Genomic DNA, 13,612 nt, shown 5'->3' on the forward strand with positions numbered 1-13,612 from the left:
ACTATTGCATCACAAATTCAGAAAATAGGAAAACGATTATGGACGATGGGAACAGACGGGGAGTAATGGCACGTCTCACGCTCGAAGCGCTTCGCAAGGAGTACGACCGGGGTCGCGTCGTCGCCGTCGAGGACCTCTCGCTCGACGTCGAGGACGGCGAGTTCATCACCGTCGTCGGCCCCTCTGGCTGCGGGAAGTCGACGACGCTCCGCATGGTCGCGGGGCTCGAATCGCCCTCCGGCGGCACGATTCGAATCGGCGGCGAGGACGTCACGGACCAGCACGCCCGCAAGCGCGACGTGGCGATGGTGTTCCAGAACTACGCGCTGTACCCGCACAAGACCGTCATGCAGAACATGGCGTTCGGCCTGCGGATGAGCACCGACCTCTCGAAGGACGAGCGCCGCGAGCGCGTCCGCGAGACGGCGGCCATGATGGGCATCGAGGACCTCCTCGACGACAAACCCGACGAGCTTTCGGGCGGGCAGAAACAGCGGGTCGCGCTCGGCCGCGCCATCGTCCGCGAACCCGACGTGTTCCTGTTCGACGAGCCGCTTTCGAACCTCGACGCGAAGCTCCGCACCACGATGCGGACCGAGATTCAGCGCCTCCAGAACGAACTCGGAATCACCTCGCTGTACGTCACGCACGACCAGGAGGAGGCGATGACGATGGGCGACAAAATCGTCATCCTCAACGACGGGAAACTCCAGCAGGTCGGCCGCCCGAAGGACGTGTACGAGAACCCCGCCAACGAGTTCGTCGGCGGCTTCGTCGGCTCTCCCTCGATGAACTTCCTCGACGTGTCGGTCGAACGCGAGGGCGACCGCCTCGTCCTCGCCGGCGACGGTCCCTTCTCGTACCGCCTGTCCGAACCGTTCTCGGCGACGCTCCGCGAGGCGACGGACGCGACCGACCTCCGCGTCGGCGTCCGCCCGGAGGACGTGGTGACTGCCTCCTCCGGCGAGAACGTCGTCGATTCGACCGTCGGCGTCGTCGAGCCCATCGGCTCGGACAACTACCTCCACCTCGACGTCGGCCCCGATTTCATCGCCCGCGTCGACTCGGACGTCGAACCCGAGACGGGCGAGACGGTCGGCGTCACCTTCGACGAGTCGGACCTCCACGTCTTCCACCCGCGGACCGGCGAGTCGCTCCTCTCCCGCGAATCGAAGCGGCGGGCGGCCCCGACGCAGCAGGCGTGAAGAAGTAGTTCGCTGTTTTCTCGCGGTCCCTCGTTGTTCGACAGCCGCGTCGCCGTCGACTTACTCCCCGTCGAAGGCGCCGTCGGCGTCGAGCGTCGCCAGCGTCGCCAGCCGAAGCGCGTGCGGCCAGCCGAGCGGCGTCGCGCTGTCGGGCGTGCCGTCGTCGAAGAACTGCTCCGCGAGGTAGCCCTCGTCGGTACAGAGCGGGCCGTCGGGGAGGACGAGGTCGAGGAGCGCACGACCCTCGTCGGCGAACGTCCCCGCCCGGTCGTCGTCGTGGGCGGCCAGCAGGGCGGCGAGTTCGACGCCGGCGTTCGCGCCCCACGCGGTCGAGACGGTCCAAACCTTCTCCGAGGACTGCTCGCGCATCCGCCAGTCGTCGCCCTCGAAGCGGACCAGCCCCTTCACCTCGCTGTCGTCGGGGTCGTGCCAGAGGCCGTCGAAGACGGACTCGACGTGGTGGACGAGTCGGTCCAGCCGGTCGTCGTCGACGGGTTCGAGTCGGTCGTAGGTCCGGTGGGCCGACGCGAGCGCGAGCGCGGCGGAGTCGTAGCGGTCGTCGAGTTCGCCGTCGGCGACGCGGAGGGCGTAACAGCCGCGGCCCTCGCTCCAGAGGCGGTCGATGCCCTCGTACACCTCGCGGGCGCGCGACGCGGCGCGGTCGGTCAGCGCCGAATCGAGGTCGGACAGCGCGAGCGCGGCGTAGGCTTCGAGGAACGTCGCGGCGGTGTGACTGAACCGGCCGGTCATGTTCTCCCACGCGTTCTGGCAGTCGACGGGGAGGCCGTCGTCGTCGAGGGTGTCGTCGAGGCTGTCGAGGGCGCGCGAGAGCGTCTCCTCGATGTCGGTGCGGAGGCCGTCGTCGGCACAGCGGTCGTGGTAGGCCGCGAGGAAGGCGATGACGCTCCCCGTCTGGTCGGCCTGATAGTCGGCGTCGTCGCCGGATTCGAGGCGGGCGTTCGCCCACCCGGGCGCGAGCGACCCGTCGAAGGGCCAGACGCGGTGGGGCCACGAGCCGTCCTCGCGCTGGGTGCGGCAGTAGGCGCGGGCGCTGCGCTCGTGCCACGCGTCGAGGCCGAGGTCGAGTCGCTCGTCGGACTCGAAGAGGAACGTCGAGATTTCGGCGTCGTCGCGGAACCACGTGTAGCCGTAGCCGCCGGAGTAGGCGTAGTAGGGGTCGAAGTCGGGGCCGGCGATGCGGAGGCCGAGCGCCCCCGAAAGCAGCGAGAGCACGCGGATGTCGTCGCGCATCGCGGCCGATTCGCGGTGGTCGGGCACCGCGCCTTCGACTTCCGTCGCGGCGCGCTCGCGGAGGTCGTCGAGGTCGCGGGCGACGAGATCGCGGACGCGGTCCAGCGCGTCCTCGCGACCAGTCTCGGTGTCGTCGGTGAGCAGGTGGCCGACCGCGGCCGCGCCCGATTCGAACGGGACCGTGCCGACGACCGCGCCGCTCAGTTGCCCCTCCTCGTAGCAGTCGTCGGTGCGGGGTCGCGGCAGTTCGACCTCGCCCTCCGAGAGCAGTTCGTCGAAGCCCTCGGGCACGCGCCCCTCGACGTGCTCGAAGGCCGGCGACGACGCGAGGAAGTCGTGTTCCTCGGCGTGGTACGCTTCCACCGCGTCACCGTGGGTCAGTTATCCGACGAGCGTGTCGCGGCCGTCCGGCTGGAAGTGGACGAAGGCGACGAGTTCCACGTCGGCGTCGGTCTCGAACCGGCTGACGTGGCCGTCGTCGATTGCGAGGTCGTACTGCGTCACGTCGCCGTGGGGCGTCTCGTGGTCGGTGACGACGAGCGCGCCGTCGCCCGCGTACGACTGGCTCGCGCCCTCGTCGAACCAGTGGACGCCGGCGTCGTCGCCGACGGGGCGGACGCCGAACCGGGAGCGCTCGACGCCCCAGAGCCCGGACAGCGGGTAGCCGAAGTCGCGGAGCGAGCCGTCGGTCTCGACGTGGACCAACCGGTCGCCGAGACCCGAAAACAGGCCGCTGGTCGTCCGTCGCTCGCCCGGGAACCGCGTCGGGTGGTCTGCGTGCCGCTTGTAGTCGGCCAGCGCGTCGCGTAGTTGCATTGCTGAGTCGTGGGACCCCCGCAGATAATAATCTTGGTGTAATGTTCCTTCACACTTTCATACGGTTTCGAAACGATAACGACCCCCCTCACCCGAGGTGGGGTATGCATCACCCCGGTCCGCCGCGAGTCACGACGGTCGGCCGCCCCGTCGAACTCGCCCCGAGAGCCCCCGAACGAGACGCAACGTACCGGTGGCGCGTCCTCGACGCGCCCGCGGAGAGCGCCGCGACGGTCGGCTCGGGCCCGGTCGTCCACCTCGCACCCGACGTTCCCGGCACGTACCACCTCGAACTCGACGCGCCCGACGGCCGCCACGAACAGACCGTTCGCGCCTTCCCCGACGACCGCCGCCCGGCGACGATGGCGGTCCCCGCGGCCGCCCTCGAACCCGCGTCGCCCGACGAGGTCGCCGTCATCGGCCCGTTCAACGACCGCCTCGTCGGCCGCGACCGGCCGCGCCGCGCCGGGGACGACTACGTCCTCGACGTGGACCTCCCGCCGGGCACGCACCCGTTCGGGTTCGCCCCGCACGACGACCTCGCGGAACAGGTCCGCGGTGACGTCGAAGTCCCCGGACCGGGCCGCCCGCGGGTTCGACTCGACGGGCGAGTCGGGCAGGAGAACAGTGACGACCTCCTCGTCGTCGCGGACGCGGAGACCGCGCCCGACGCCGAGGAAGCGACGCTCGCCGTCGAGTTCCTGTTCGACGGCCGCGACGCGCTCGACCCGAGTGACTGCGAGGTCCGCGACGACCGCCTGCGCGTCCCGGTCGACACGCTCCGCGGGGTCGACTCGTCGGAGCCGGTTCGGGTCCACGCCGTCGCGGTCCAAACGACGGCCGAGTCGGGCGAGTCGGGCGAACCGTACGTCCGGCACTCGGTTCTCGACACGCTGGTCGTGGACCCCGGCGTCGTCGCCGACGAACCCGGTTCCGGCCTCTCCGTCTCGCGGCCCGCGGACGCGCCCGAGTGGGCGCACCACGCGACCGTCTACGAGGTGTTCGTCCGGTCGTTCGCCGGCGAGACGCCCGACCCGACGTTCGACGAACTCGCCCGGCGGGTTCCCTACCTCGAATCGCTCGGCGTGGACTGCCTGTGGCTCACGCCGATACTGGAGAGCCACACGACCCACGGCTACCACGTCACCGACTACTTCGACACCGCGTCGGACCTCGGTTCGCGCGAGGACTTCGAGGCGCTCGTCGAGCGATGTCACGACTCCGGCATCCGCGTCGTCTTCGACCTCGTCATCAACCACACGTCGCGGGACCACCCGGCCTTCCAGTTCCATTCGACCGGCGTCCCCGGCTACGAGGACCACTACGTCCGCGTTCCCGAGCGCGAGGACTCCTCCGACATCGACTGGGGCGGCCCCGGCGCGGCGGAGCACTACTTCAACTGGACGCGCATTCCGAACCTCAACTACGACTCGCCGGCGGTCCGGTCGTGGATGCTCGACGTGGTCACCGAGTGGGCGGCGGTCGTCGACGGCTTCCGCTGCGACGTGGCGTGGGGCGTCCCCCACGGCTTCTGGAAGGAGGTCCGCGAGCGGGTGAAGTCCGACGACCCCGACTTCCTGCTCCTCGACGAGACCATCCCGCGGGACCCCGCGTACCACGAAACCGAGTTCGACGCCCACTACGACACGACGCTGTACGGGGCGCTCCGAGCCATCGGCGCGGGCGAGAGACCGGCGACGGTCCTCCTCGACGCCGTCGCCGACGCCCGCTGGCACGGCTTCCCCGACGACGCCGTGCAACTTCGCTACATCGAGAACCACGACGAGGAGCGCTACCGGAGCGCAGTCGGCGGCGACGCGCTTCGGGCGGCCGCGGCCGCGACGTTCACGCTCCCCGGCGCGCCGATGATATACTACGGGCAGGAGACCGGCGTCGCGGACCGGCGCGGGACGATGCGCTGGTACGACGCCGACACCGACCTCGTGGATTTCCACCGGCGGCTCTCCCGCCTCCGCGACGCGCACGAGGCGCTCCGCGCCGGCGACGTCGAACCCGTCTCTGCCAGCGTTGCCCCCGCCGGAGACGATGGTGTCGAGGCCGACCGCGTGGTCGCGTTCGCCCGCGACGACGGAACCGACCGGCTCGTCGTCGTCCTGAACTTCGACGGGGAGCCGACGACCGTCGAACTCGGCGCGGAGACGGCCGAGACCGACCTGCTGACGGGCGAGCGAGTCGGCGCGAGCGGCGCGGCCGCGGGCGATGGGGGCGTCCGCGTCACCGTCGCCGACGCGGTCGTGCTCCGCGCCGTCGGTGATTCGAGCCATTAAGTATCATGGTCGATGACAGTCCGACCATGGACGACCGGGAACTCGCCGACCTCCTGGAGCAGTTCGGGCTCTCAGAGAAGGTCGTCGACACGTATCTGACTCTGCTCGAACTCGGGGAGGCGAAGGCGAGCCAGATCGCCGACGCGGCGGGCGTCTCCAAGCGCTACGTTTACAGCGTGAGCAAGGAACTGGAATCGCGCGGCTTCGTGGAGGTCAACGACCACGTCGTGCCGACGACGATTCGGCCCTTGCCGCCGATGGAGGTCATCGAATCGCTCTCCGAGAGCGTCGAATCCATGCGCCCCGCGCTGGAGGAGCGCTACACGGCCACCGCCCGGGACCAAGAGCGCTTCGAGGTCATCAAGTCCCGCGTGACGGTGCTCAAGCGCATCGGAGAACTCGTCGGCCGCGCCGAGTCCGAAATCACGCTGTCGCTCCCCTACGACGTGCTCGACGAGGTCGAAGACGAACTCCGGGCGGCCCGCGAGCGCGGCGTCCTCGTCTCGCTCGTCGTCAGCGGCGTCGAACCGCACGACGACCTCGCGCTCGACGGCGTGGCCTCGCTGGTGCGCGTCTGGCACGAACTCATGCCCACGATGCTCACCGTCGATTCGCGAACGGGCCTCATCTCCCCCGGCGAGATGGTCGCCCGGTCGAACTCCGAGTCGCAGGCCATCGTCTTCGCACAGCCACACCTCGGTCCGGTCATCGTCGGCTCCTTCTTCGGGAACTACTGGCCGATGGCCGCCGAGGCGTACACGACCGACCCCGACCCGCTCCCGGCGATGTACCACAACTTCCGCCACGCCGTCCTGCAAGCCGCCCTCTGCGAGCGCGCGGGCATCGACCTCGACGTGACCGTCAGCGGGCGGATGGTCCACACCGACGGCCCGACCGAACTTCACGGCCGCGTGGTGGACATCCGGCAGGGCCTCCTCGAACCCGCGAACAACTCCTTCCCGGTCGAGAACGCCTTCGTCGTCGAGACGGACGAGGGGACGTACAGCATCGGTGGCCAAGGCGCGTTCGTCGAGGACTTCGAGGCCGACGCGGTCGAGTTCACGGCGGCCGAGTAGGCGAGCGCGTCGTGCAGTTCCTTTTCGGCAGTTCGGCTGGTCTTTCTGACGCCCGTCTCACCGAGCGACGCCTCGCCGGTCAGCGTCCGTGTTTTCTCGAAAACGACATTTCGTATCGCGCAATTTGGTTTATCGGCGTCGAAACCGAGTCACGACCGGGTCGCTCGGAGACACACGAACAGCGAGAGAAAGCGGAGGGGTCTCGACGGCTCAGACGGCGAACTCGTCGACGCTCTCGAACTCGTTTCCGGCGATAGCGTCGGACAGCGCGTCGATGTCAACCTCGTCGGGCATCTCGCCGGGGTACTTGCGGCGGAAGTAGCCGACGATGTTCTTCGCGTCGCGCGCGAGGAGTTCGCGGGCGTTGTCGTGGTCGGTCGGGACGGCCTGCGGCCAGTCGAACACCGTGACGCCGCGCTCGCCGACCGCGACGTTGTACTCCGACATGTCGGCGTGGACGTAGCCGGCCGCGTAGGCGTCGGCCATCTCGGAGAGAATCAAATCGAGGACGCCCGCCACCTGCTCGGATTCGAGCTTCGCCTTGGCGAGTTCGACGCCGTCGAGCTTCGCCATGATGATTGCGTGGCGGTTGTGGTCGACTGGGCGCGGCACCGACACCTCCGGAAAGAGGGTTTCGAGTGCCTCGTACTCGCGTTCGGCCGCCTTGCGCGCGGTGTAGAGCCACGAGACGTGGTGGTTCTCGGAGGTGTAGTCGCGCTCGCGGCGCACCTCGCGGAAGTTGGTGTACCCCTCGCGGTGGAACTTCAGCGCGAGCGGCTTGAACGACTGCACCTCGAACACGTCGCTTTCTTTGCCGACGCCGAGGGGCGCGCCGAACCCCTGGATGGTGTCTCGCTGGGCGAACGTCCGGAGGGCGAGCGCGTCGTACCCCTCGACCGTGAGCTTGTACCCCTCGTACTGGATGGTCTTGCGCTCGACGAGCTCGCGGGTCATACAGCGGTCGATGCGGTAGTCGACCTCCTCGGCGGTCAGCCCCGAGTTCTTCGGCAACTTCTCCCGGTTGACCCACTCGCTGAAGCGCATGCCCTGCTCGATGCCCGAGAGGAGGTAGAAGTCCTCGGGCTCGAGTTCGGCCATGACGCCGGCGACGTTCCGTACCATGCACGTCCGTCCGTCGGCGAGGCGTAAAAGGCCCGCGAGTCGGCGTATCTCGCCCGCGATAAATCTTATATGACGATACGAAATTCGTGATGTGACGACTCACACCGTTTCGGCGGGGGAGTCTGGAAGATAGGTACCTCGCCGCAGGGCTACGGGAGAGGTGCGACGCATCGAGGATGTATCGTGCATCTCTTCGAGAGTTAATCACCAACCACAGCGTCGAGAGTGGCGAATGTCATCCCAGCAGTAATGCCGTACAAAAGTCCTCTGGAGAGGGGCTGATTCAATACGAATGAGTAGATTAGCCCTCCTACAACCCCGGATGCGACTAAGTACATAACAAACGCTGTCGGGCGTGAATCAACCCGCGAACCAGTACTGTCGCTTGACTCCGGGTCCCCCATGTGACAACCATTCCATACTTGACAATAAAACGGATGAAACCTCGTTGACCGACTTGCACATCGACTGAGCGGCTGATTCAAGCAGTGAAATCGAGCAATAACTCTCGTGTCAGCCGTCTTCGAGGCGCGGATTCAGGCCGCGTCGAGGTGGAACTCGACGACCGCACCCTCGCCGTCGTCGGTCGGGGGAAGGTGGAGTTCGCCGCCGTAGGCCTCCACAATCCATTTCGAGAGCCAGAGGCCGAGGCCGTTGCCGTGGGCGAGGTCGCTCTCTTCGACGTTCTGCTCGATGAGTTCGCGCTGGTGGTCGGGGATGCCGGGGCCGTCGTCCGCGATTCGCACGACGACCTCGCTTCCGACGCGCTCGTACGCGATTTCGACCGTCGGGGCGCTCCCGGCGTGTTCGAGGGCGTTGTCGACGATTTCGCGGAACGCGATTTGCAGCTTCTTCCCGCCGACGACCGCCGCGGAACCGTCGCCGCGGACGGTGATGGTCGCCTCCGGGTTGGCCGCCGAGCGGTCGTCGACGAGCGGGTCGAGGAGTTCGCGCAGGTCGACCGTCTCGCCCCCGTGGTCGTTGTCGACGAGTTGGGTGACGGTCTTCACTTGGTCGCTCATCGTTCCGAGGTCGTCGCCGGTCGCTTTCAGTCGCTGGCCGATGCGGACGGTCTCGTCGTCGCCGCCGTCGGTGGCGAGTCGGTCGCCCCAGCCGAGGAGCAACTGCGCGGTGTGTCGGAGGTTGTGGCGGACGAGTCGGTTGATGACCGCGGAGCGTTTGTACTGCTCCGATAGCTCGCGGGTCCGAATCCGGCGCACGTCGTTGAGGCCGATGAGGACGTGCGCGACGGCGCTCACGCCGACGACCACGGCGGCGCTGAAAAGCGGTTCGCTGACCGTCCCGCCCGCGGCCTGCTGGTAGCTCCCGATGAGCGCGAGGACGAACACGGTGACGACGACGCCGAGGAGGTTCCAGCCGGCGACGCGGGCGACGTGGTTGGTCTTGAGGTCGCTTCGGTAGACGACGGGGCCGACGGCGACGAAGAGCACGGAGATGATGAGGCCGAAGGCCGCGGCGACGAGGCCGGCGAGGTCGGATGCGACCGAAGCGACGCTGTTCGAGACGACGGCGAACAGGGCCACCCCGGTGAGACTGAGCGACCCCGCGCTAACGAGACGAGAGACGTTCACGGTTCGTTGACTCTCCTAGTGCTAATAACGCTTCTCTGAAACGAGTTGTCACTCGGCGTTGACGCGGTAGGGAAGCCCCTCGGGGTCGAAAACGCCGTCGGCGTCGCACTGCGCCGACACCGGACCGACGGTCGCCTCGCTGTCGGTCGGATACCACGGGCGGCCGACCGGCGAGACGACGAAGCGGGCGTCTCGGTCGCCGACGAACACGAGGTCGCCGCCCTCGAACGACTCCAGCGGTTCGATGCCGAGCGCCTCGGTCAGCGAGGCCACGAACGACGCCACGTCGGGGACGGCCATCCCGACCTCGGTCGCGCCGCGGAGGTCGGTCGCCGGGTCGAACTCGCCCGCGGCGTCGCCGTCGTAGCAGACGTACTCGATGACGTTGCCTTCGGGGTCCTCGAAGTAGACGGAGTCGCAGCCGAGGAAGTCGAACCGGACGCTCGGCCCCTCGTCGGTGTCGAGCACGTCCACGTCCGCGCGGTCGTCCAGCCACGCGACCACGGAGTCGACCGCGGCGGCGACGGTGAACGCGAGGTGGCCGGGGTCGGTGTCTCCGAGTTCGAACCACAGGGTCGTCTCCCCGGCGGTCGCAGAGCGCTGCGACCCGGGAACGGCCGCGAAGCCGAGCGTCTCGACGTAGAACTCACACAGCGAGATGGGGTCTGTCGCGGCGAGGGCGACGCGGGTGAACTTCATGGTTCCACGTCACCGCGATGCGGTTTAACGGAATCGCTCGCGTCGGCCGCGTCGGCCGCGTCGGCAGCGCCGGTTGCGTCGGCGGGCGCTCGGCGGAAGACCGTCGCGGCGAGACCGGGCGGCCCCGCGCGGCCGAGCGTCGAAATCGCTTTCCCCCGGTTGGACGAAGCCGACGTATGAACGATTCGCAGGGGTCGATTGCCGACCGCGAGTGGCGGGTGATTCGCGAGGAGGTCCGACCGGGACCGATGCAGATGGCGCTCGACGAGGTCGCGGGCGAGACGGCCGCGGCGGGCGGCCCCCGGACTGTCCGGGTCTACTCGTGGGAGCCGAGTTGCCTCTCGCTGGGCTACGGACAGGACCCCGAGACGGTCGACTGGGACTACTGCGACCGCGAGGGCATCGACGTGACCCGCCGACAGACCGGCGGCGGCGGCATCTACCACGACCGCCACGGCGACGTGGCCTACTCCATCGCCGCGCCGAAATCGGAGCTCCCGGGCGACCTCATGGACTGCTATCACCTGCTGTGCGAGCCGATTCTGGACGCGATTCGCGCGGTCGGCGTGGACGTGAACTTCGTCGACGACGACGTGCCCGTCATCTGGCACCCCGCGTGCTATCTGCGGGCGCTCCACCCCGCCCACGACATGGTCGCCGCGGGCCGGAAAGTCGCGGGCAACGCCCAGTACCGCCGCCGCGACGCCGTCGTCCAACACGGCTCGCTCACCTACTCGGTCGACGCCGAGACCCACCTCGGCGTGTTCGAGGGCCACGACGTGACGCCCGAGGCGTTCCGCGAGCGCGTCGTCGGCATCGACGAACTCGCGGACGCCTCCCGCGAGGCGTTCGTCGCGGCGCTGACCGAGTCGCTCTCGGAGTTCGTCGACGCCGAGGAGGGCGCGTGGACCGACGACGAACTCGACCGCGCGCGCGAGAAAGTCGACGAGAAGTACCGCGCCGACGACTGGGTGCGCCGCCGGCCGGGGTCGCGGTCCGACTGAGCGGCCGCCGACAACTCCGAAGTCCCTTTGTTCGGGTACGCCGTCGGACTCCCCATGCAAGTCGGCGCACACGTCTCGATGTCCAGTTCGAAGGTCTCGTCCGACGACGAGACGCCACCGCACGGTAACGTCGCCAACGCCGTCTTCCGGCAGGTCGCCTTCGGCGGCAACTGCGGGCAGATTTTCACCACCTCGCCGCAGGTGTGGCGCGACCCAGACATCTCCGACGAGGAGGCCGAACTGTTCCGCGAGCAGACCGCCGACAAACTGTCGGGGCCGTGGGTCATCCACTCGTCGTACCTCGTCAACCTCTGTACGCCCAAAGACGGCCTCCGGCAGAAGTCGCTGGACTCGATGCAGACGGAGGTCGACATGGCCGACAAACTCGGCATCGAGTACGTGAACGTCCACCTCGGCGCGCACACCGGCGCGGGCGAACAGCAGGGCCTCGACAACGCCGTCTCCGTCCTCGACGACCTCGACATCCCCGACGGCGTCACCGTCCTCATCGAGTCCGACGCGGGCTCGGGCACCAAGATGGGCGACGACTTCGCCCACCTCGGCTACGTCCTCGAGGAGTCCGACCAGGACCTCGACGTCTGTCTCGACACCGCCCACGCGTTCGCCGCGGGCTACGACCTCTCGACGGCCGAAGGCGTCGACGAGACGTTCGCGGAACTCGACGCCGAGGTCGGCTTAAAGCACCTCAAGTGCGTCCACCTCAACGACTCGAAACACGAGTGCGGGACGAACAAGGACGAACACGCCCTCATCGGAGAGGGCCTCATCGGCGAGGAGGGCATGCGCGCGTTCATCAACCACGACGCCATCGTCGACGACGACGTGCCGCTCGTCTTGGAGACGCCCACCGAGGACGGCAAGGGCTTCGCGTGGAACATCGAGCGGGTGCGCGAACTCCGCGCCGACTGAGGGTGAGCCGAGGCGGAGGGCCGCTGAGCCCCCGCATCGACCGTTCCGACTGTTTTTTGGGTCGCCGCGCCCGACTCCGCGTGTGCGACGTTTCTCCGAATCGTACCTCCGGCGGACGCGAGACGGTATGTGGGACGACTCCCGCGCGGCCCTCGGGGACCTCGACCTCGGCGGGCGGACCCGCATCCTCGATGTGGGCTGCGGGACCGGCGAGTTCACGCGCGTCCTCGCGGAGGCCTCGGACGCCCGCGTCGTCGGCGTCGACGCCGACACCGACCTGCTTTCTGTCGCCGCCGACCGCGCCGGCATCGAGACGGTCGCCGGCGACGCGACCCGGCTTCCCTTCGCCGCAGGCAGCTTCGATTTGGTCGTCTGTCAGGCGCTCCTCGTGAACCTCCCCGAGCCGACAGCGGCCCTCTCGGAGTTCGCCCGCGTTTCGTCGGACCTCGTGGCGACGGTCGAACCCGACAACGCCGCCGTCGGCGTCGACTCGACCGTCGAATCCGAGGCCGCGCTCGACCGCCGCGTCAGAGACGCCTTCCGCGACGGCGTGGCGACCGACGTGGCGCTCGGCGACCGCGTCCGCGGGCTGTTCGACGACGCCGGCCTGTCGGTCGTGGGGACTCGCCGGTACCACCACCGCAAGCTGACCGAGCCGCCGTACGACGACCACGACGTTCGGAGCGCGGCGAAGAAGGCGACCGGCGAGGGGTTGGACCGCCACGAGGCCGACCTCCGTCGGGGACTCGACGACGACTCCTACGAGTCCGTCCGCCGCGAGTGGCGAGAGATGGGCCGCGAGGTCGTCCAGCAGATTCGAGACGGCGAGTACCGTCGGGCCGAGGTCGTCCCGTTCGACGTGACGACGGGGCGAGTGTAGTCGGGCCTGTTCGACGGGCCGAACCGATGGCCGAGTCGCCGGCCGAAAAACGAGACTGTCTGCTCAGTAGCCGACCGCGAGCTGTTCGTGGACGGCGTCGCCGCTCTCCAGTTCGTCAGCGAAGGCGATTGCGAAGTCCTCCATGGAGATGCGGCTCTCGCCGTCCTCGTCGGCGACGAGTTCGCCGCGCGCGGTTCGGAACTCGCCGGTGCGCTCGCCGGGTTCGATGAACGCCGCGGGCGCGACGTAGGTCCACTCCAGGTCGTCGGCGTCTTCGAGCAGGCCGTACGCCTCGATGGCGGCGCTGGCGACGGGCTTCCATTCCTCGGGGAACTCCGGCGAGTCGATGAGTCGCGTGTCGGGGCCGACGTTCAGGATGCCCGCGCCGCCGGTCCAGACGAGGCGGTCGACCGAGGCGCGGCGCATCCCGTCGACGACGGCGTCGAGCATCTCGACGAGGACCTCGGGCGACTCGTCGTCGCTTGGCCCGAGCGCGGAGGCGACCGCGTCGTGGCCCGCGGCGAGTCGCGCGATTTGGTCGGCGTCGGTCGCGTCGCCGGCGACCGCCGAGAAGTCGGGGTCGTCGACGCCGTCGATTTCGCCGCTTCGGGAGACGCCGGTCACCGCGTGTCCGCGGTTCAGGAGTTCGTTGGCGATTCGCGTGCCGATTCGGCCGCTCGCACCGAGGAGGAGTACGTTCATGATGAGATGGTGTGGGTGTGGGTGTTCGTGCGTCGTGTTCGTCGTCC

Annotated in this window: 10 protein-coding genes and 1 pseudogene; 6 read left to right on the plus strand and 5 right to left on the minus strand. The window is 68.7% G+C overall.

Annotation, left to right across the window (positions count from 1 at the left end):
• Nucleotides 1–65: 65 nt before the first annotated feature.
• Entirely contained in the window at nucleotides 66–1,205 is a 1,140-nt protein-coding gene (locus E4P24_RS03200) for an ABC transporter ATP-binding protein (protein ID WP_115802186.1), read from the plus strand.
• A 60-nt stretch (nucleotides 1,206–1,265) separates the two neighbouring features.
• On the opposite strand, the pseudogene E4P24_RS03205 reads toward E4P24_RS03200, so the two are convergent.
• A pseudogene (locus tag E4P24_RS03205) lies at nucleotides 1,266–3,272 on the minus strand (glucan 1,4-alpha-glucosidase).
• A gap of 104 nt (nucleotides 3,273–3,376) precedes the next feature.
• Here E4P24_RS03205 and E4P24_RS03210 point away from each other — a divergent pair.
• Both E4P24_RS03210 and E4P24_RS03215 read left to right on the plus strand, forming a co-directional pair.
• On the plus strand, nucleotides 3,377–5,560 hold the full coding sequence (locus E4P24_RS03210; RefSeq protein WP_188148111.1) for an alpha-amylase family glycosyl hydrolase: 2,184 nt from the start codon (nucleotides 3,377–3,379) through the stop codon (nucleotides 5,558–5,560).
• A 5-nt stretch (nucleotides 5,561–5,565) separates the two neighbouring features.
• A complete protein-coding gene (locus E4P24_RS03215; RefSeq protein ID WP_004044365.1) occupies nucleotides 5,566–6,636 on the plus strand; it encodes a TrmB family transcriptional regulator sugar-binding domain-containing protein in 1,071 nt (356 codons plus the stop codon).
• Between the two features lie 210 nt (nucleotides 6,637–6,846).
• Here E4P24_RS03215 and E4P24_RS03220 read toward each other — a convergent pair whose 3' ends face one another.
• The 3 genes from E4P24_RS03220 to E4P24_RS03230 all read right to left on the minus strand — a co-directional run bounded on the left by E4P24_RS03220 (nucleotide 6,847) and on the right by E4P24_RS03230 (nucleotide 10,049).
• On the minus strand, nucleotides 6,847–7,758 hold the full coding sequence (locus E4P24_RS03220) for a serine/threonine-protein kinase RIO2 (protein ID WP_188148112.1): 912 nt from the start codon (nucleotides 7,756–7,758) through the stop codon (nucleotides 6,847–6,849).
• A 536-nt stretch (nucleotides 7,759–8,294) separates the two neighbouring features.
• Nucleotides 8,295–9,350: a sensor histidine kinase gene (locus E4P24_RS19285; protein WP_188148113.1), complete on the minus strand. Its 1,056-nt coding sequence runs from the start codon at nucleotides 9,348–9,350 to the stop codon at nucleotides 8,295–8,297.
• 48 nt (nucleotides 9,351–9,398) lie between these two features.
• On the minus strand, nucleotides 9,399–10,049 hold the full coding sequence (locus E4P24_RS03230; RefSeq protein WP_115802190.1) for a VOC family protein: 651 nt from the start codon (nucleotides 10,047–10,049) through the stop codon (nucleotides 9,399–9,401).
• A 176-nt stretch (nucleotides 10,050–10,225) separates the two neighbouring features.
• Here E4P24_RS03230 and E4P24_RS03235 point away from each other — a divergent pair, with 176 nt between their 5' ends.
• The 3 genes from E4P24_RS03235 (at nucleotide 10,226) to E4P24_RS03245 (ending at nucleotide 12,863) form a co-directional block, all read left to right on the plus strand.
• Nucleotides 10,226–11,053 (plus strand): biotin/lipoate A/B protein ligase family protein, encoded by an 828-nt coding sequence (locus tag E4P24_RS03235; RefSeq protein WP_004065206.1) that lies wholly within the window; start codon nucleotides 10,226–10,228, stop codon nucleotides 11,051–11,053.
• A gap of 54 nt (nucleotides 11,054–11,107) precedes the next feature.
• Nucleotides 11,108–11,983, plus strand: coding sequence for a deoxyribonuclease IV (locus tag E4P24_RS03240; protein ID WP_188148114.1), 876 nt, complete (start codon nucleotides 11,108–11,110; stop codon nucleotides 11,981–11,983).
• 82 nt (nucleotides 11,984–12,065) lie between these two features.
• Nucleotides 12,066–12,863, plus strand: coding sequence for a class I SAM-dependent methyltransferase (locus tag E4P24_RS03245; RefSeq protein WP_233505989.1), 798 nt, complete (start codon nucleotides 12,066–12,068; stop codon nucleotides 12,861–12,863).
• Nucleotides 12,864–12,926: 63 nt separating this feature from the next.
• Here E4P24_RS03245 and E4P24_RS03250 read toward each other — a convergent pair whose 3' ends face one another.
• Complete coding sequence (locus E4P24_RS03250) at nucleotides 12,927–13,565, minus strand: NAD(P)-dependent oxidoreductase (protein ID WP_004044358.1); 639 nt, start codon at nucleotides 13,563–13,565, stop codon at nucleotides 12,927–12,929.
• Between the last annotated feature and the right edge of the window lie 47 nt (nucleotides 13,566–13,612).

Origin of the sequence: Haloferax sp. AS1 (assembly GCF_014530665.1) — an archaeon.
Lineage (GTDB): Archaea > Halobacteriota > Halobacteria > Halobacteriales > Haloferacaceae > Haloferax > Haloferax volcanii.